This is a genomic window from Ensifer sp. EB106-03-01-XG145 (assembly GCF_058792075.1).
This window is the reverse complement of record NZ_JBYTEC010000001.1, coordinates 1,400,045-1,417,644: the sequence shown is the minus strand read 5'-3', so window position 1 is coordinate 1,417,644 and position 17,600 is coordinate 1,400,045. Positions and strand designations below refer to the sequence as shown.

Annotated in this window: 15 protein-coding genes; 7 read left to right on the top strand and 8 right to left on the bottom strand. The window is 61.6% G+C overall.

Annotated features, from left to right (window positions below):
• Positions 1-58: 58 nt before the first annotated feature.
• The 3 genes from prfB to AC3WWH_RS06845 form a co-directional block, all read right to left on the bottom strand.
• A protein-coding gene (gene prfB / locus AC3WWH_RS06855) for a peptide chain release factor 2 (protein ID WP_112995481.1) occupies positions 59-1,190 on the bottom strand; the annotation gives its coding sequence in 2 pieces (ribosomal slippage) (positions 59-1,120 and positions 1,122-1,190; 1,131 coding nt in all).
• A 96-nt stretch (positions 1,191-1,286) separates the two neighbouring features.
• Positions 1,287-3,740, bottom strand: a complete 2,454-nt coding sequence (locus tag AC3WWH_RS06850; RefSeq protein WP_057252260.1) for a penicillin-binding protein 1A — start codon at positions 3,738-3,740, stop codon at positions 1,287-1,289.
• Between the two features lie 337 nt (positions 3,741-4,077).
• The gene (locus AC3WWH_RS06845; RefSeq protein WP_245299083.1) at positions 4,078-5,289 is read right to left on the bottom strand and encodes an N-acetylmuramoyl-L-alanine amidase; all 1,212 of its coding nucleotides are present in this window, start codon (positions 5,287-5,289) and stop codon (positions 4,078-4,080) included.
• Between the two features lie 778 nt (positions 5,290-6,067).
• On the opposite strand from AC3WWH_RS06845, the gene AC3WWH_RS06840 reads away from it, so the two are divergent.
• On the top strand, positions 6,068-8,872 hold the full coding sequence (locus AC3WWH_RS06840) for an Rne/Rng family ribonuclease (RefSeq protein ID WP_058321466.1): 2,805 nt from the start codon (positions 6,068-6,070) through the stop codon (positions 8,870-8,872).
• Between the two features lie 169 nt (positions 8,873-9,041).
• Here the strand turns inward: AC3WWH_RS06840 and AC3WWH_RS06835 are convergent, their stop codons facing one another.
• A complete protein-coding gene (locus AC3WWH_RS06835; RefSeq protein WP_093232283.1) occupies positions 9,042-10,199 on the bottom strand; it encodes a pyridoxal phosphate-dependent aminotransferase in 1,158 nt (385 codons plus the stop codon).
• 234 nt (positions 10,200-10,433) lie between these two features.
• On the opposite strand from AC3WWH_RS06835, the gene AC3WWH_RS06830 reads away from it, so the two are divergent.
• From AC3WWH_RS06830 to AC3WWH_RS06805, 6 genes are all read left to right on the top strand, one after another.
• Positions 10,434-11,201 (top strand): DsbA family protein, encoded by a 768-nt coding sequence (locus AC3WWH_RS06830; RefSeq protein WP_057252264.1) that lies wholly within the window; start codon positions 10,434-10,436, stop codon positions 11,199-11,201.
• 106 nt (positions 11,202-11,307) lie between these two features.
• On the top strand, positions 11,308-11,754 hold the full coding sequence (aroQ, locus tag AC3WWH_RS06825; protein ID WP_058321467.1) for a type II 3-dehydroquinate dehydratase: 447 nt from the start codon (positions 11,308-11,310) through the stop codon (positions 11,752-11,754).
• Between the two features lie 25 nt (positions 11,755-11,779).
• Complete coding sequence (gene accB / locus AC3WWH_RS06820) at positions 11,780-12,265, top strand: acetyl-CoA carboxylase biotin carboxyl carrier protein (RefSeq protein WP_057252266.1); 486 nt, start codon at positions 11,780-11,782, stop codon at positions 12,263-12,265.
• Between the two features lie 12 nt (positions 12,266-12,277).
• Positions 12,278-13,621, top strand: coding sequence for an acetyl-CoA carboxylase biotin carboxylase subunit (gene accC / locus AC3WWH_RS06815; protein ID WP_057252267.1), 1,344 nt, complete (start codon positions 12,278-12,280; stop codon positions 13,619-13,621).
• Positions 13,622-13,631: 10 nt separating this feature from the next.
• Positions 13,632-14,246, top strand: a complete 615-nt coding sequence (gene aat / locus AC3WWH_RS06810; protein ID WP_057252268.1) for a leucyl/phenylalanyl-tRNA--protein transferase — start codon at positions 13,632-13,634, stop codon at positions 14,244-14,246.
• A gap of 188 nt (positions 14,247-14,434) precedes the next feature.
• The gene (locus AC3WWH_RS06805) at positions 14,435-15,364 is read left to right on the top strand and encodes a DUF2167 domain-containing protein (RefSeq protein ID WP_058321532.1); all 930 of its coding nucleotides are present in this window, start codon (positions 14,435-14,437) and stop codon (positions 15,362-15,364) included.
• A gap of 68 nt (positions 15,365-15,432) precedes the next feature.
• Here the strand turns inward: AC3WWH_RS06805 and AC3WWH_RS06800 are convergent, their stop codons facing one another.
• From AC3WWH_RS06800 to AC3WWH_RS06785, 4 genes are all read right to left on the bottom strand, one after another.
• Positions 15,433-15,885, bottom strand: coding sequence for a DUF2155 domain-containing protein (locus tag AC3WWH_RS06800; protein WP_057252269.1), 453 nt, complete (start codon positions 15,883-15,885; stop codon positions 15,433-15,435).
• 125 nt (positions 15,886-16,010) lie between these two features.
• Entirely contained in the window at positions 16,011-16,406 is a 396-nt protein-coding gene (locus tag AC3WWH_RS06795) for an NADH:ubiquinone oxidoreductase subunit NDUFA12 (RefSeq protein WP_058321468.1), read from the bottom strand.
• 108 nt (positions 16,407-16,514) lie between these two features.
• Positions 16,515-16,985, bottom strand: a complete 471-nt coding sequence (locus AC3WWH_RS06790) for a GNAT family N-acetyltransferase (protein ID WP_093232281.1) — start codon at positions 16,983-16,985, stop codon at positions 16,515-16,517.
• 114 nt (positions 16,986-17,099) lie between these two features.
• The gene (locus AC3WWH_RS06785; RefSeq protein WP_058321469.1) at positions 17,100-17,600 is read right to left on the bottom strand and encodes a GNAT family N-acetyltransferase; all 501 of its coding nucleotides are present in this window, start codon (positions 17,598-17,600) and stop codon (positions 17,100-17,102) included.

Sequence of the window (17,600 nt, the reverse complement as noted above, 5' to 3'; positions counted from 1 at the left end):
GAAAGGGCCGGATGCGAACACCCGGCCTTCTTCAATTCAAGAACTCTCGCAGCGACGCTTAGTTCAAATCGTCGACGACTGCATCCGCGCCACCGCTGACACGGTGCGCAAGCGCCGCCTCCATGAACTCGTTGAGCTCGCCGTCGAGAACGTCGCCCGGTGCCGTGCTCTCGACCCCGGTGCGCATGTCCTTGACGAGCTGGTAAGGTTGCAGAACGTAGGAGCGGATCTGGTGGCCCCAGCCGATATCCGTCTTTGACGCAGCCTCGGCGTTTGCCGCCTCTTCGCGCTTCTTCAACTCCGACTCGTAGAGACGCGCACGCAGCATGTCCCAGGCCTTGGCCCGGTTCTTGTGCTGTGAGCGCTCCTGCTGGCACTGCACGACGATACCGGACGGCATATGCGTAATACGCACGGCCGAGTCGGTCGTGTTGACGTGCTGGCCACCGGCACCAGACGAGCGGTAGGTGTCGATGCGGCAGTCACTCTCGTTGATGTCGATCTGGATCGAATCGTCGACCACCGGGTAGACCCAGATCGACGAGAACGAGGTGTGGCGGCGCGCATTGCTGTCATAGGGCGAAATGCGAACGAGGCGATGCACGCCCGATTCGGTCTTCAGCCAACCATAGGCATTGTGGCCCTTGACCAGCAGCGTCGCAGACTTGATGCCGGCTTCTTCACCGTCCTGGATTTCAAGAAGCTCGACCTTATATCCCTGGCGCTCGGACCAACGGGTGTACATGCGCAGAAGCATGTTGGCCCAGTCCTGGCTTTCGGTACCGCCGGCGCCGGAATGCACTTCGAGATAGGTGTCGTTCTGATCGGCCTCGCCAGAAAGCATGGCCTCGACCTGCTTCTTGGCCGCTTCGTTGCGCAGTTCACGCAGCGCCTGTTCGGCATCCGCGATGATCGCCGCGTCGCCCTCTTCCTCGCCGAGCTCGATGAGTTCGATGTTGTCGTTGAGCTGCTGCTCGAAACGACGCAGGCCATTGATGCCGTCGTCGAGTTGCTGGCGCTCGCGCATCAGCTTCTGTGCTTCCGAAGCATCGTTCCACAAGGTCGGATCTTCCGCCTTGTTGTTCAACCAGTCCAGTCGTCTTACCGCCTGATCCCAGTCAAAGATGCCTCCTCAGCAGGCTTATGGCCTGCTTGATTTCGTCGACAATGTTCTCGATTTCGCTGCGCATAATCCTGCTTCTTGTGAACCCGATATGAAATTGAGCGTCAAATAGCGATGCCCGCCGCTGATGTAAAGGCGGCGGGCATCGCGAGAGGGGAAAGGCTTAGAACAGACCGTTGGAGCCCGAGGTCACCGCCTGGTTCGCCTGCGGCGAGTTCTTCAGGATTTCCTCCGGCGGCACGTATTGATCGAGCCCGCCGATGACCGAGAAGGTGTCGGCCGGGCCGGTGCCGGGCTTGAAGGCCTCGATGATCGTGTCCGGCTCACCCTCTTGGGCGGCCATGCCGGTCTTGCGGTTGACGGCGACCATGCTCATGCCCTCGGGCACAACGAACTTGCTCGGGCGGGTGTCCTTGACGGCTTCCTGCATGAAGTCGTTGAAGATCGGCACCGCGAGGCTGCCGCCGGTGGCACCGCGGCCGAGCGGGGCCGGATTGTCGAAGCCGAGGTAGAGGCCGGCAACCATGTCGGGCGTGTAGCCGACGAACCAGGCGTCCTTTTCGTCATTTGTCGTGCCGGTCTTGCCGGCAACCGGACGATCGAGCTTGATCTTGCCGGCGGCCGTGCCGCGCAGCACCACGCCCTCCATCATCGACGTGATCTGGTAGGAGGTCATGGGGTCGAGCACCTGCTCGCGATTGTCGGTCAGGACGGGTTCTTCCTGGCTCTGCCAGTCGCCCGCGTTGCAGTTGTCGCAGGTGCGGTCCTCATGCCGGAAAATCGTCTTGCCATAGCGGTCCTGAATACGGTCGATCAGCGACGGCTTGATCTGCTTGCCGCCGTTGGCGAGCACCGAATAGGCCGAGACCATACGCAGAACCGTCGTTTCGCCGGAGCCCAGCGACATCGCGAGCAGCGGCGGCATCTTGTCGTAAATGCCGAAGCGTTCGGCATATTCGGCGACCAGATTCATGCCCATGTCGTTGGCGAGGCGAACCGTCATCAGGTTGCGCGATTTCTCGATGCCGAGGCGCAGCGTCGACGGACCGGCGGAGCCGCCGCCATAGTTTTCAGGACGCCAGACCTGACCGCCCGCGACGATTTCGATCGGGGCATCGAGAATGACCGATGCCGGCGTGTAGCCGTTGTCGAGTGCTGCGGCGTAGACGAAGGGCTTGAAGGACGAACCCGGCTGACGCATCGCCTGCGTCGCGCGGTTGAATTCCGACTGGCCATAGGAGAAGCCACCGACCATCGCCAGGACGCGGCCGGTCTTCGGATCCATCGCGACGAGACCACCCTGCACCTTCGGCGGCTGGCGCAGGCGATATTCGCCCTTTTCGGCGAGCGGCTCAACGTAGACAACGTCGCCGGCGCCGAAGACGCCTTCGGGGGATTTCGCCGACTTGCGGTCGCCAGTCGCCGAACGGTAGGCCCACTGCATGTTCTTGGCGGAGATGTGTCCGGTGACGCGCTCGGCCACGATTTTGCCCGATGCTTCCTTCTCCGGCTGGATGCCGATCTCGGCGCCCTGTGCGTCGACAGAGAGAACAACGGCGAGCTTCCACTCCGGCACGTCGCTGAAGGCGACGACGGCACCAAGCGGCTCACCCCAATCGCCACCGATCTCGATCGACTTCACCGGGCCATGGAAGCCGCGGCGCTCGTCGTAGGTCAGCAGACCCGCCTGCAGCGCCTTGCGGGCCGCGATCTGCAGACGCGGATCGAGCGAGGTGCGAACCGACAGGCCGCCCTCATAGAGCGCGTTGTCGCCGTATTTCTGAATGATCTGCCGGCGGACTTCCTCGGCGAAGAAATCGGAGGCGAAGAGATGCGCGCCGCCGCGGCGCGGGTTGACACCGAGCGGCTGCTTCTTGGCTTCTTCGCCGTCGGCCTTGGTGACGTAGCCGTTCTCGACCATGCGGTCGATCACCCAGTTGCGGCGTTCGATGGCGGCTTCGGTCTTGCGGAACGGATGGTAGTTGGCCGGTCCCTTCGGGAGCGCTGCGAGATAGGCGGTCTCGGCAATGGTAAGCTCGGTTACCGACTTGTCGAAATAGGTCAGCGCCGCACCGGCAATACCGTAGGAATTCAGGCCGAAGAAGATCTCGTTGAGATAGAGTTCAAGGATCCGGTCCTTGCTGTAGGCCTGCTCGATGCGGAACGAAAGGATTGCTTCCTTGACCTTGCGGTCGATCGTCTGGTCCGAGCTCAGCAGGAAGTTCTTTGCCACCTGCTGCGTGATCGTCGATGCGCCAACCGGGCGACGGCCGGAACCGAAGTTCTGCAGGTTCACCGCGATAGCGCGGGCGAGACCTGTGATATCGACACCCGGATGCTGGTAGAAGTTTTTGTCTTCGGCGGAGATGAAGGCTGCCTTGACGCGATCAGGAATCGCCTGGATCGGCAGATAGAGACGCCGCTCACGGGCATATTCCGCCATCAGCGCGCCATTGCCGGCATGAAAGCGCGTCGTTACAGGCGGCGAGTATTTCGCCAGCACCTCGTAGTCCGGTAGATCCTTGGTGACGACGCCCAGATAAAGCGCCACGGCTCCAGCCACGCCAAGCAGCAGAAACGCACCAATCCCGAAGAAATATCCAATCAGCCTGATCATCAGTCAGATACCGGTACCTTAATTATCGTTCAATTGCCGGACCGCCGAGCGACAGTCCATTGCTCTGTCCCGCCGGCTTAATTGCGTCGGTCCGACCAAACTCTTCCGTCAGAAATCGTCTGGCTTCGCAGCAACCCGCTAAGCCCGGCTCCTCATATGGCGAGGAACCCCGGGCTTCAACTCGTTTCTCAACAAATCCGGGCGCAATTCCGGTTAGGTCCCGGAATGTGCGTAAAATAGGGCTGTTTCCGATTATCGCGTGCGCATCCAGTTGAAAAGCATAACGCTGTTACCAAGGCGACACAAATCACTTCGTTCCTGGGCATGCCTTCAAACGTCAGCCGCCGCTGGCAACCGCCTGCTCGCGATAACGCTGAACCGCGACGGCAAGACGCTCCGAAACCTTCTTGCGCCATTCCGGATCCAGCAGCAATTTCTCATCCTCCTTGTTCGACAGGAAGCCCAGTTCCAGCAGGATCGACGGCACGTCGGGTGCCTGCAACACGCGGAACCCGGCGAAGCGGTGCGGGTTGTTGATGAGATTGATCTGGCCCTCGAAGGAAGAAACCACCGCGCGCGCCATGTTGACGGAAAAGGCCTGCGTCTCGCGGCGGGTCAAATCGATCAGGATATCGGCGACCTCCGCGGGCTCGCTCTGAAGCGGTACGCCGGCGATTTCGTCCGAAAGGTTTTCGCGAGCGGCAAGGCTTGCGGCCAGATGGTCCGACGCCTTGTCGGAGATAGTATAGACCGTAGCGCCGCGGATGTCCTTCTGGCGGAGCGCATCGGCATGGAGCGAAATGAAAAGATTGGCGCCCTTGTTCCGGGCAATCTGCACGCGCTGCGGCAGCGAGAGAAAAACATCCTTGTCGCGGGTGAGAAAAGCCTCGATCCCGGCACCCTTGTTCAGGGCCTCGACGAGATCCTTGGCAAAGGCCAGCGTGACGTGTTTCTCTTCCGTCTTCGTCTCGGCGGCAAGCGCACCGGTGTCGATGCCGCCGTGGCCGGCATCGATCGCGATGATGAAGGGGCCGCCGTCTTTCGTGGGCGCAACGGCCACAGGTCTGTCGGTTTTCGTCGCAGCGACGGAACCGGTCCATTGCTGTTCGCCGAGAAGTGCATCGAAGCGCGTCTGGTCGACCCGTTCGGCGTCGATAACCAGGCGGTAGCCCTTGCCCCCCTCCTCCGCGATCACCTCCGCATGGGTTACCGCAACAGGCCCCTTCGCGGAAAGAACGATACGGGAATTACCCGCGCCCATGCCGCCGTAGCGGATCGCGTCGAACAGGCCGCGCGGTTGGAGGCTATCCGCCTTCAGGCCGAAGGCTGTTTCCGGCAGGTCGACGACTACGCGAACGGGGTCGGCCACGTAATGAACGGAAAAATCCGGCTTGCGGTCGAACTCGACGACGACCCGGGTGCGCGCGTCGTCGCCGGCGATCCGCGCGCCAAAGGCGAGCAACGGGCCCGGCTCGGCAGCACGAGCGGCCGGCACGCTCAGGAGGAGACCGCCGACGAGCACCGAAGCACCGAGCAAACGCCAACCCATCCGCGACATCAACGACAACAGCGAACCGCGCATACAAACCGCCAAAGGCTTCACCTTGGGCTCCCCGCCACTTTCTCAAAACCAGACGGCGGCCGATGCGGCCACCAAACGCATACCTTGATCAATGAACCCTTATGGTTAACCAAAGCTTGACAAAGGTCATCTTCCGCCTCGCACCGGCGCCATCGATTCATCATTTGCCGGCCTACTCCACGTGGACAAGCGAATCGATCATTATTGTGGCGGCACGGGCTTTTCCCTTGCCAATGTGACATAGAAAACATAAAAGCGTCACAAGGAGAAAGTGTTGACGGGATAGAACAGTCGACCGGGCAGCCGGAGCTTCTCCAAAGCTTGGCGCCAGGGAGTGGTCGAACCGGATCAACCGGTTAAACGCATCGCACTTCCGCGGTCGCAAGGTGTTCATCCGCCGTCGCTGCATTTCCTCCTCGTACACTGGATCGCAAATTTCCGGCGGTGGCCGGAGTTCTTGATGGTGATTTTTCACCAACGCCCGCAAGCGGGCGAATTCATTGGGTCTTCATGAGACCTTGGACATTGGCATTCTTGTTTGGTCATTGATGTTGACTCAGCAGTATCGGTCAGAAGTAGAGCGGCCCCGGGACACAGGTGTTCCGGCTGTCGTCTGGCTGCTGCACCATCGCCTGCACCAAACAGGAACTTTCATATCCGGCGCACCTTCCGACGTGTTTGGCAGTCTTCCCAAGGAAGCAGGTCTGTCTCCCGTTCCGCTGGTGCGCCGAGGAGCACAGCTTAGATGGCAGAGAAAATGCTTATCGATGCGTCTCACTCCGAGGAGACGCGCGTCGTTGTCGTACGCGGAAACCGCATAGAAGAGTTCGACTTCGAGTCGGAACATAAGAAGCAAATCCGCGGCAATATCTATCTGGCGAAGGTCACCAGAGTGGAGCCTTCGCTGCAGGCCGCCTTCGTCGACTACGGCGGTAACCGCCACGGATTTCTGGCCTTTGCCGAAATTCACCCCGACTACTACCAGATTCCGCTTGCCGACCGTCAGGCACTGCTGAAGGCCGAAGCCGAAGAAGCGCGACGCGACGACGACATCGAACATGTCGAAACCGCCCCGGCGCCGGCGAGCGAACTTTCCGTTCCCGTCGACCTCGAGGTCGTAGCGGAGACCGAAGTCGAGGCGCAGCCGGCAGAAGCCGTCGCCGCCGAACCGGTGGTCGAAGAGGAAGTGCCGGCCGAAAAGCCCAAGGCAAAGCCGAAGCGCACCCGCAAGACCAAGGCCAAGGCTGCGGAAGAAGCGGCTGCCGCTTCCGTCGATGGCGACGAAAGCAACGGCGGCGAAATGGCCGCGATGGTCGATACCGACGCGATCTCCGAAGACGTCGACAGCCGCCGTCGCCATGACGACGACGACGATGATGACGACAGCCACGATGGCGAAAAGGAAATCATCGAATCCGTCGGCGCCGAAGACGCCATGGAAGAGGTTCCGGATCGCCAGGTCCGCAAGCCGCGCAAGCAGTACCGCATTCAGGAAGTCATCAAGCGTCGCCAGATCCTGCTCGTCCAGGTTGCCAAGGAAGAGCGCGGCAATAAGGGCGCGGCGCTGACGACCTACCTGTCGCTGGCCGGCCGCTACTCTGTCCTGATGCCGAACACGGCACGCGGCGGCGGCATCTCCCGCAAGATCACCAACCTGCAGGACCGCAAGCGCCTGAAGGAAATCGCGCGCGGCCTCGAAGTGCCGCAGGGCATGGGCGTCATCCTGCGTACCGCGGGTGCGAATCGCACCAAGGTCGAGATCAAGCGCGACTTCGAATACCTGATGCGCCTGTGGGAAAACGTCCGCACGCTGACGCTGAACTCCACGGCCCCCTGCCTCGTCTATGAGGAAGGCAGCCTGATCAAGCGCTCGATCCGCGATCTCTACAACAAGGATATCGGCGAGATCATCGTTTCCGGCGAGGAAGGTTACAAGGAAGCCAAGGGCTTCATGAAGATGCTGATGCCGAGCCACGCCAAGGTGGTTCAGCCCTATCGCGACGTGCATCCGATCTTCTCGCGCTCCGGTATCGAAGCGCAGCTCGACCGCATGCTGCAGCCGCAGGTGACGTTGAAGTCCGGTGGCTACATCATCATCAATCAGACCGAAGCGCTGGTTTCGATCGACGTCAACTCCGGCCGTTCGACGCGCGAGCACTCGATCGAAGACACGGCGCTGCAGACGAACCTGGAGGCTGCCGAAGAAGTGGCGCGCCAGCTGCGCCTGCGCGACCTTGCCGGCCTCGTCGTCATCGACTTCATCGACATGGAAGAAAAGCGCAACAACCGCGCCGTCGAGAAGAAGCTGAAGGACTGCCTGAAGAACGATCGCGCCCGCATCCAGGTCGGCCGCATCTCGCATTTCGGCCTGCTCGAAATGTCGCGTCAGCGCATTCGCGCCTCGGTGCTCGAATCGACGATGCAGACGTGCCCGCACTGCAACGGCACTGGTCATGTTCGCTCGCAGTCCTCCGTCGCCCTGCACGTGCTGCGCGGCGTCGAGGAACATCTGCTGAAGAACACCACGCACGACATTACCGTGCGCACCATCCCGGATATCGCGCTCTACCTGCTCAACCAGAAGCGCGGCACGATCATGGACTACGAAGCCCGCTTCGGCGTCTCGATCATCATCGAGGCTGACGCCCATGTCGGCGCGCAGCACTTCGCGATCGATCGCGGCGAACCGGTCGAAAACCCGGTCAAGATCGAGCAGCTCCTGCACTTCCAGCCGGAGCCGGAAGAAGAAGAAGACGTCGTGATCGAAGAGGATCTCGACGAAGAAGAAGCCGAAGTAGTCGTCAGCGAGCCGCGCCAGGAGCAGCCGAAGGCTGCCCAATCCTCCGACGACCAGAGTGGACGCAAGCGCAAGCGCCGTCGCCGCCGTCGCGGCAAGGGTGGCCAGCAGGCCGAAGGTGCCGTCGGCCAGGCGTCCGAAGCGGCAGGCGATGTCGATGACGACGCCGACGAAGGTGATGCGGACGACGAGGGTGTCGATGCCGAAGCCACAACCGCTGACGGCGAGCAGAAGCGCAAGCGTCGCCGCCGCGGCAAGCGCGGTGGCCGCCGCAATCGTCCGGAGGGCGAAGGTGAAGGCGAAGGCCAGATCGAGGCCGATGCCGAAGGTGACGACGCCGACGAGCCCGAAGCCGTAGACGCGCCGGCCGTTGCCGCAGAGATCGAAGTAGCCGTCGCCGTCGAGGAAACCGCGGCAGTCGTCGCGGAAGCCGAGGCTGTCGAGGCCAAGCCGGCCAAGCCGAAGCGGACCCGCAAGAAGGCGGTAAAGGCCGAAGAACCGGTCGCAACCGTCGATGAAGTCGCTCAGGCGGTTATCGAAGACCAGCCGGCAGGCGTCGATGTCGCCGCCGAGGCGGTGGAAGAGGCTGCGGCCGACCTCGCGGAAACCAAGCCGGCACGCGCGAACCGCGACCTTTCGAAGATCGCCTCGGAGCCTGTCGTGACCTCGAGCTCTCCGAAGGCCGAAGGCGAAGAAGAAGACCCGACCAAGCCCAAGAAGGGCGGCTGGTGGCAGCGCCGCGGCTTCTTCTAAGAAGAAGCTTCTGGTCCCGGCTCGAAGCCGAACCGGGATCCTGACGCCGAAGCGTTGGACGCGAAAGATCATAAATAGAAAGGCCCGGATCGCTCCGGGCCTTTTCTTTTACGGGTGATAGTCACAGCAGACGGGGCGTCTTCGCTCCCCTGCCCATTCCGCCGGGCAATCAGGCAAGCCAGCGCGCTATCCGCTCCATTGCCTCGACCATGTCAGCCTCCGCGCCGGCATAGGAAAAGCGCATGGTGCGATGCCCTTCCAACGGATCGAAGTCGAATCCCGGCGTTGCCGCGACATTGATCTCGGCGAGCATCCGCCGGGCAAAGGCCATGCTGTCATTGGTAAAGCGGCTGACATCCGCATAGGCATAGAAGGCACCGTCCATCGGCGAAGCGATCGAGAAGCCGATCTCCGGTAGGCGCTTCAGCAGCATGTCCCGATTGACCGCATAGGCAGCCTTGTAGCGGTCGAGTTCCTCATGCGCGTCAAGCGCCGCTTCAGCGGCGATCTGCGACAGTTCCGGCGGCGAAATGTAAAGGCTCTGGGCGATGCGCTCGAAGCCCCGCACCTTATCGGCCGGCAACACCATCCAGCCGATGCGCCAGCCGGTCATGCAGTAATATTTCGAGAAGGAGTTGATGACGATCACTTCGTCGGCAACCTCCAGCGTGCTCGCCTCTTCGCCGGCAAAGGTCAGCCCGTGATAGATCTCGTCCGAAATGAACGCGATCTTCTCCGCGCGGCAATAGTCGGCCAGCGCTTTGAGGCCGGCCCTCCCCGTCACGGTGCCGGTCGGGTTCGCTGGGCTTGCCAGCAATACGCCCTTCAGCGGCCGGCCGACCTTTGCAGCGGCCCGCTTCAGGCTTTCCGGCGTCAGCGTGAAGCCGGTCTCGGCATTGGCCTCGACCTCGACCACTGTCAGGCCGAGAGCGGCGAGGATGTTGCGGTAGGCCGGATAGCCGGGCCGCGCGATGGCGACGCAATCGCCAGGATCAAAGAGCGCAAGGAAGGCGAGATTGAAGCCGGCGGACGATCCCGTGGTGACTGCCACCCGCTGCGGATCGAGCGCGATACCGTGGCGCTTCTCGTAGTGGCGGGCGATCGCGGTTCGCAGCGACAGAGTGCCGAGTGCGTCGGTATAGCCAAGGCGCCCATGTTGGAGTGCGTTGCGCGCAGCTTCGAGAGCCGCCTGCGGCGCCGGGTGGGCAGGCTGCCCGACGGCCATCGAGATCACCGGGTGGCCGGCATCACGGCGGCGGGTCGCCTCCGCCAGCACATCCATCGCGTGAAAAGGTTCGACGGCGCTGCGTTTTGACAAGTCTACCAACGGAAAATCCTCGATAAGCGGCTGTTCTCCAGCCCCTTTGCCCGATGAAATTGACCTTCACAAGTCCGCGAGTGCCGTATTTCCGCCGATTTTGCCGTTTCGTTTCCGCGGCACCCACCCTATGCTGCCAGCATATTGCGGATACGAGGAATCCTGTTGTCTTTCAGAACTGCCGGTTGACGTGACGACGGGGGATGAACGACACACAGGACACGCAAGGACAACGAGGTAGAAATGAATTTCAGCACCAAGATGATTGCCGCCGGGACGCTCGCAGCGCTCGTGGCCGGGGTCAGCCTGCCGCAAAGCGCGTTTGCGCTCGACGCGAAGCAGAAGGAAGAGATCGGCGCCTTCATCAAGGAGTACCTGATCGCCAATCCGGAGATCATGCTTGAAGTCCAGGAGGCGCTGACGACGAAACAGCGCGCCAAACAGCAGGAAGCTGCCGAGAGCGCGATCACCGAGAACAAGAAGGCGATCTTCAACTCCGACTATGACATGGTCCTTGGCAATCCCAAGGGCGACGTCACCATCGTCGAGTTCTATGACTACAATTGCGGCTATTGCAAACGCGCCCTCTCCGACATGGATGACATCCTCGCCAAGGACAAGAACGTCCGTTTCGTGCTGAAGGAACTGCCGATCCTCGGTCCGGATTCGCTTGCCGCCCACAAGGTGAGCGCCGCCTTCCGCCTGGTCGCTCCGGAAAAGTACGGCGACTTCCATCGTGCGCTGCTCGGCGGCGAAGATCGTGCCACGGAAGAGACCGCAATTGCAGTTGCCGCAAAGCTTGGCGTCTCGGAGAAGGACCTGCGCGCCAAGATGGAAAAGGAGCCGCATGATGCGGCCGTGCGCGAGGCCTATGGGCTTGCCAACGACCTCGGCATCACCGGCACACCGTCCTATGTCATCGGTAACGAAGCGGTCTTTGGTGCCGTCGGCGCCGAAGAGATCGAGGGCAAGGTCTCCAATATGCGCGAATGCGGCAAGACGGCCTGCTGACAAACCTTCCCATGACTGTGGACAAATCCCGCGGGGGCCCAAAGGGCTTTTCCTCGCGGGACCATCAGTCTATAGGTAACCCTCCATCACCGGACCGGAATCCCTTATGCCATCGACCATTTTCGTGCTGAACGGCCCCAACCTGAATGCGCTGGGCAAGCGCGAACCGGGTATTTATGGCGGCCAGACGCTCGCCGATATCGAGGCCATGTGCAAGGCGGAGGGCAAGACGCTCGGTTTCGAGGTCGATTTCCGCCAATCGAACCATGAGGGCACGCTGGTCGACTGGCTGCATGAAGCCGGCAGCGTCGCCGCCGGCGTGGCGATCAATCCGGCGGCATACGGCCATACGTCGATCGCACTTCACGACGCCATCCGCGCCATCGGCATTCCAGTCGTCGAACTCCACCTCTCGAACATCCATGCGCGCGAGGAATTCCGTCACAAGTCGATGATCGCGCCGGCTGTCAAAGGCGTCATCTGCGGCTTCGGTGCCCAGAGTTACATTCTTGCGCTGCATGCGCTAAAGAACCTGACACATCCGTCGAAATAAAAAGAACACAAGAGGCTCATATTCCATGGCTGACAAGAAACCAGGTATCGACCAGGCGCTGATCCGCGATCTCGCCAACATTCTCAAGGACACCGATCTGACCGAGATCGAAGTCGAGCAGGACGACTTGCGCATTCGCGTCTCGCGCAACGGCACGCCGGTTGCAATGCCGATGGCCATGCCGCAGATGCCGGCCTACCAGTTCCCTGCCGCAGCCGCAGCGGTTGCCCCTGCAAACGCTGTCGCCGCTCCCGCCGCCGAGAGCGCCCGCGCATCGAAGAACGCCGTGACCGCACCGATGGTCGGCACCGCCTATCTGTCTCCGGCACCGGGCGCCCGCCCCTTCGTTGAAGTCGGCGCCACCGTCAAGGAAGGCCAGACGATCCTGATCATCGAAGCCATGAAGACGATGAACCAGATCCCGGCTCCGCGCTCGGGCAAGGTCACCGAGATCTTCGTCCAGGACGCAGCCCCCGTCGAATATGGCGAACCGCTGATCGTAATCGAATAAGGCGGCGTGGCGATGATCTCGAAAATTCTCATTGCCAATCGCGGCGAAATCGCCCTTCGCGTGCTCAGAGCCTGCAAGGAGCTCGGCATTGCTACGGTTGCCGTTCATTCCACGGCCGACGCTGACGCCATGCATGTGCGCCTCGCCGACGAGAGCGTCTGCATTGGCCCGCCGCCTTCGCGCGATAGCTATCTGAACATTCACCAGATCGTCGCTGCCTGCGAAATCACCGGCGCCGATGCCGTGCACCCGGGCTACGGCTTCCTGTCGGAAAACGCCAAGTTCGCCGAAATCCTGGAAGCGCACGACATCACCTTCATCGGCCCGACGGCGGAGCACATCCGCATCATGGGCGACAAGATCACCGCCAAGAAGACGGCGCAGGAGCTTGGCATCCCGGTCGTTCCGGGTTCCGATGGCGAAGTGAAGCCGGAAAACGCGCTTGAAGTCGCCCGCAAGATCGGCTTCCCGGTGCTGATCAAGGCAACAGCCGGCGGCGGTGGCCGCGGCATGAAGGTCGCTCGCTCCGAGGCTGACCTCGAAGAAGCCGTCTCGACTGCCCGCGCCGAGGCGCTTGCTGCCTTCGGCAACGACGCCGTCTACATGGAAAAGTACCTCGGCAAGCCGCGCCACATCGAGATCCAGATCGTTGGCGATGGTGCCGGCAACGCGGTGCACCTCGGCGAACGCGATTGCTCGCTGCAGCGTCGTCACCAGAAGGTTTGGGAAGAAGCAAACTCCCCAGCCCTCAACGTCGACCAGCGCATGAAGATCGGCCAGGTCTGCGCCGACGCGATGAAGAAGCTGAAGTACCGCGGCGCCGGCACGATCGAGTTCCTCTACGAAAACGGCGAGTTCTATTTCATCGAAATGAACACCCGTCTTCAGGTCGAGCATCCGATCACCGAAGCGATCACCGGCATCGACCTCGTGCATGAGCAGATCCGCGTCGCCTCCGGCGGCGGTCTTTCGGTCAAGCAGGAAGACATCGTGTTCTCCGGACACGCCATCGAGTGCCGCATCAACGCCGAGGACCCGCGCACCTTCGTCCCCTCCCCGGGCACGATCACGCATTTCCATGCTCCGGGCGGTCTTGGCGTACGTGTCGATTCGGGCGCCTATCAGGGCTACCGCATCCCGCCGTACTACGACAGCTTGATCGGCAAGCTGATCGTGCACGGGCGTACCCGCGTCGAATGCATGATGCGTCTGCGCCGTGTGCTTGATGAATTTGTCATCGATGGCATCAAGACCACGCTTCCGTTGTTCCAGGACCTGATCAATAATCAGGATATTGCCAACGGCGACTACGATATCCATTGGCTGGAAAAGCATCTGGCCGCCACGTCCGAGTAAGGACCGTACATTGAAAGGGACGCGCAGCAAGCAGCCCGACATTACACCGGACATGCTGCTGCGCGCCTATTCGATCGGCCTGTTCCCTATGGCCGATTCGGCCGATGACCCCGAGCTTTTCTGGGTCGAGCCCGAAATTCGCGGCGTTATCCCGCTCACGGACTTTCACGTCTCCCGCAGCCTCGCCAAGACGATCCGCCGAAAACCCTTCGACATCCGCTTCAACACCGCCTTCGAGGCGGTGATGGAAGGCTGCGCCGCCCCGGCCCCTGACCGCCCGACGACCTGGATCAACAACAAGATCCGCACCCTCTACGCAACGCTGCACACGATGGGTTACGCCCACAGCGTCGAGGCCTGGGAGGACGACCTGTTGGTCGGCGGCCTCTACGGTGTCTCGCTCGGCTCGGCATTTTTCGGCGAAAGCATGTTTTCAAGGCGCACCGACGCCTCAAAGATCTGCCTTGTGCATCTGGTGCAGCGCCTGCGTGCCCGAGGCTTTGAGCTGCTGGACACCCAGTTCACGACCGAGCATCTGAAATCCTTCGGTGCGGTCGACGTGCCGAAAGCCGAGTACGAGATCATGCTCGGCAACGCGATGAACTCGCCAGACCTTTCGTTCTAGAGCGCCGTGCGTTCAAGTGAACGCACAAAGGACGCTCTGGCACTTTGAATGTAGAGCATCTTCCCGCTTCCAGTGGCTCCACTTGAGAGAGCGGGATGCTCTAGATACTCTTCGTTGGATATCTCCACCTGGAGATGTACTTCGTTCATATGTTCATCCACAGTTCGAACGTTTTCGAGGGCACTTGGATGAACAAGTTTATATTGGCATTGTCGGTTTTCATGGCTTCCAGCACGGCTGCGGAAGCAAAGACATATCGCGAGATGTTCGGCAGCGAGCCGAACCTGTCGCCTGAGTACTCGGCCATCGTCGGGTCGCTTGATTTCAAGCAGGGCAAGGTCTCACTGCCCGCCGCCCAGGCGCAGCTCGATATTCCAGCGGAGTTCTATTTCCTCGATCCTGCCGACACAAAGAAGGTCCTTGTCGACCTGTGGGGCAATCCTCCGGGCTCTGCCGAGGGTCATCTCGGCATGGTGTTTCCCGCCAAGTATGCGCCTGACGCCGACAAAGCCTGGGGATCGGTCATCGATTACCTGAAGGACGGTTACGTCTCGGATGCGGATGCGCTGACCACCGATTTTACCGAACTGCTGGCACAGCTGAAGGAAGCGTCTGCCGAAAACAACATCGAGCGCGAGAAGCAGGGCTACGATCCGATCACGCTGGTCGGCTGGGCCTCCCCTCCCCATTACGATCTGGCAACGCACACGATGCATTGGGCACGCGACCTGATCTTCGGCAAGGATCCAAACGCGCCCCATACCCTGAACTATTCTGTTCGCATCCTCAGCCGCGAAGGCGTGCTGCAGATGAACTTTGTTTCGGGGCTGGAGCAGCTCGACGAAATCAAGTCGGGACTGCCGGGTGTTACAGGCATGGTGCAGTTCGACGCCGGGCAGGCTTACGCAGACTTTAAGGAGGGCGATGCCGTCGCGGCCTATGGCATGGCGGGCCTTATTGCAGCCGGCGCCGGCGCCAAGGTTGCCGCCAAGGCCGGCTTGCTTGCCGTTGCGCTAGCCTTCTTGAAAAAGGGCGGCGTGCTGATCGTAATTGCAGGCGCTGCGGCCATGCGTTTCTTCAAGGGCCTGTTCGGCCGCAAGGAACCGCCAAGCGCATAGCGCCAAGGTGATGAGGGTAGCTGGATTACGGGTAGGCTGCCGCTTTTATGTCCGGCAGCCTCAGCGACCTACTGCTTCGCCGCGGTATCCGGCGGCGGCAGATCGGACGTCGCCTTGCAGGACTGCAGCCAGACATCATAGACCGGGTGCTCGACGGCGTTCAGGCCCGGGCTGTCGGCAAACATCCATCCGGTGAAGATGCGGCGGATCTTGCGGTCGAGCGTGATTTCCTCGACCTCGACAAAGGTCGTGATCTTTTGCGCTTCGGTATCATCGCGGCTGTAGCAGACGCGCGGTGTCACCTGGAGGGCGCCGAACTGGACCGTCTCGCCGATATAGACGTCGAAGGTGGTGATGCGGCCGGTGATCTTGTCGATGCCGGAGAAGACAGCGACGGCATTGGAGAGGCGCGCCGCGTCAACGGCTCCCGCCGAGGCGATCAGCGGCAAACCGGCAAGCAGGGACAAGCCCAACCGCCGTGCTCCTTGGCCGATTGCTTTGCGCAGATCAGAACCTGCCATTGTCGCCTGTCTCCCGCGTGCCCTGTTCATCGTCGATGGATTTCAGGCGCTAACCATCAATTGTGGCCGCGCCGTGATCGAGGAACCCATTCCGCGGCCCGTCGTCGTCTCTGAGAACAGATAATTCAGGAGCCCGGCGTCCAGGCGTCGTAGTCGCCGGTCACGCGCGGACGCTTGCCGGTGGAAGCAATCGAGCCCTGCGGGCGGTAGGCACCGGCCGTGCCGGTCGGGTTCGCGCGATGCGGCTTCTGCCATTCGCGCGGCGTGTATTTCTCATCGGCCGGCGAGACGTCGGTCCGGTGATGCATCCAGCCGTGCCAGCCGGCCGGAATGGCGGAGGCTTCGGCATAGCCATTGTAGATCACCCAGCGGCGGGTGCGGCCTTCTGAGTCCTTGCCGCCCTGATAGTAGACATTGCCGAGTTCGTCTTGACCGACCCGTTGACCATGGCGCCAGGTGTGAAAGCGCGTTCCGATCGTCTGTTCGTTCCACCAGGTGAAAATCTGCAGCAGGAGCTTCATGGATGCCGTCCTTGACCGGCCGTTGGGAAGGCGGCCAGATACCAAAACTATGTTCCCGCTTATGCCCCGCCGCTCATGGCTTGTCCAGTGATTCCGAGGCAAAGGCCGTCATTTCAACGGCATGAGGAAGCCGAAGTGACTGCGCGTGAAGCCGAGCCGCTCGTAGAAACGGTGCGCGTCGGTGCGCACAGCATTGGACGTCAGCCGGACCTTCTTCGCTCCTCGGTCGCGAGCCTCGGCGATCGCGTGGCGCATCATGCGTTCGCCGATCCCACGGCCACGCATATCCTCGCGCGTCTGAACCGCTTCGACGATCAGGCTCGAGCTGCCGCGACCGGAAAGCGACGTATGCAGCGCCGTCTGAAAGGTACCGACGATCTCCCGGGCAAGAACCGCGACAAAGAGTGTCTGCAGCGACGAGGCTTCGATTTGTTCGAAGGCGGCGACGTAGTCTCCGAAGGCTTCCGGAGCGGTCGTATCGCCATGACCACCGAGCTGATCATCGGCAAAGAGTGCCACGATGGCGGACAGATCTTCGCGCTCGGCCTTGCGGATCAAGAGTTCGGCTATCGCGTCCATGGTTCCCTCGGCTCGCTTCGTTCATCGACGGCGGACCAAGCACTGCAGTGCAAAGGTTTCATGACAGAGCCGCCCCCGATGAAGTTATCCACAGGGAGCTGCCAGGACTTGCACTTAGCCGAGAAGCCGCTTTTCCAGGATGATCGCCGGCAGACCGGATTGCTCGTCACCATGGTTGGCCGTCTCACCGACCTCGGCGAAGCCATGCGTTCGATAGAAGGCAAGCGCGTGCAGGTTCTGCGGCTCGACTTCGACGCGCATGCGCTCGGCATCCGGGAAGCAGGTTTCGAGCTCGGCGAAGATGTCGCGGCCGATGCCCTGCCGCTGGAACTTCGACAGCACATAGAGCTGATGCAGCACGGCAGTCTTGGCTTGCGTGTCGGACATGGCCGCAAAACCCATGCCGCCGATCTGGCGACCGTCATCTGCGACCAGGAACTCGGCGTTCTTGCGCGCGACCCGCGCTTTCAGCGCCGGCAGCGAATGCCAGCGCTCCGTCAGTTCGTTGACCTTCTCGACGCCATAGAAGGTGTCGTAGGTCGCATGCCACGTCCCGACCAGCAGGGCGCGAACCTTTTCGAGATCACGCTCGCTGGCCGTCCGCACGAAGAACAT

Excerpts from the sequence above, each read along its gene's own strand:
- AC3WWH_RS06850 (WP_057252260.1), bottom strand. The coding sequence starts at position 3,740 with ATGATCAGGCTGATTGGATATTTCTTCGGGATTGGTGCGTTTCTGCTG.
- AC3WWH_RS06845 (WP_245299083.1), bottom strand. The coding sequence starts at position 5,289 with ATGGGTTGGCGTTTGCTCGGTGCTTCGGTGCTCGTCGGCGGTCTCCTC.
- AC3WWH_RS06840 (WP_058321466.1), top strand. The coding sequence starts at position 6,068 with ATGGCAGAGAAAATGCTTATCGATGCGTCTCACTCCGAGGAGACGCGC.
- AC3WWH_RS06830 (WP_057252264.1), top strand. The coding sequence starts at position 10,434 with ATGAATTTCAGCACCAAGATGATTGCCGCCGGGACGCTCGCAGCGCTC.
- aroQ (WP_058321467.1), top strand. The coding sequence starts at position 11,308 with ATGCCATCGACCATTTTCGTGCTGAACGGCCCCAACCTGAATGCGCTG.
- accB (WP_057252266.1), top strand. The coding sequence starts at position 11,780 with ATGGCTGACAAGAAACCAGGTATCGACCAGGCGCTGATCCGCGATCTC.
- accC (WP_057252267.1), top strand. The coding sequence starts at position 12,278 with ATGATCTCGAAAATTCTCATTGCCAATCGCGGCGAAATCGCCCTTCGC.
- AC3WWH_RS06805 (WP_058321532.1), top strand. The coding sequence starts at position 14,435 with ATGAACAAGTTTATATTGGCATTGTCGGTTTTCATGGCTTCCAGCACG.
- AC3WWH_RS06800 (WP_057252269.1), bottom strand. The coding sequence starts at position 15,885 with ATGGCAGGTTCTGATCTGCGCAAAGCAATCGGCCAAGGAGCACGGCGG.
- AC3WWH_RS06795 (WP_058321468.1), bottom strand. The coding sequence starts at position 16,406 with ATGAAGCTCCTGCTGCAGATTTTCACCTGGTGGAACGAACAGACGATC.
- AC3WWH_RS06790 (WP_093232281.1), bottom strand. The coding sequence starts at position 16,985 with ATGGACGCGATAGCCGAACTCTTGATCCGCAAGGCCGAGCGCGAAGAT.
- AC3WWH_RS06785 (WP_058321469.1), bottom strand. The coding sequence starts at position 17,600 with ATGTTCTTCGTGCGGACGGCCAGCGAGCGTGATCTCGAAAAGGTTCGC.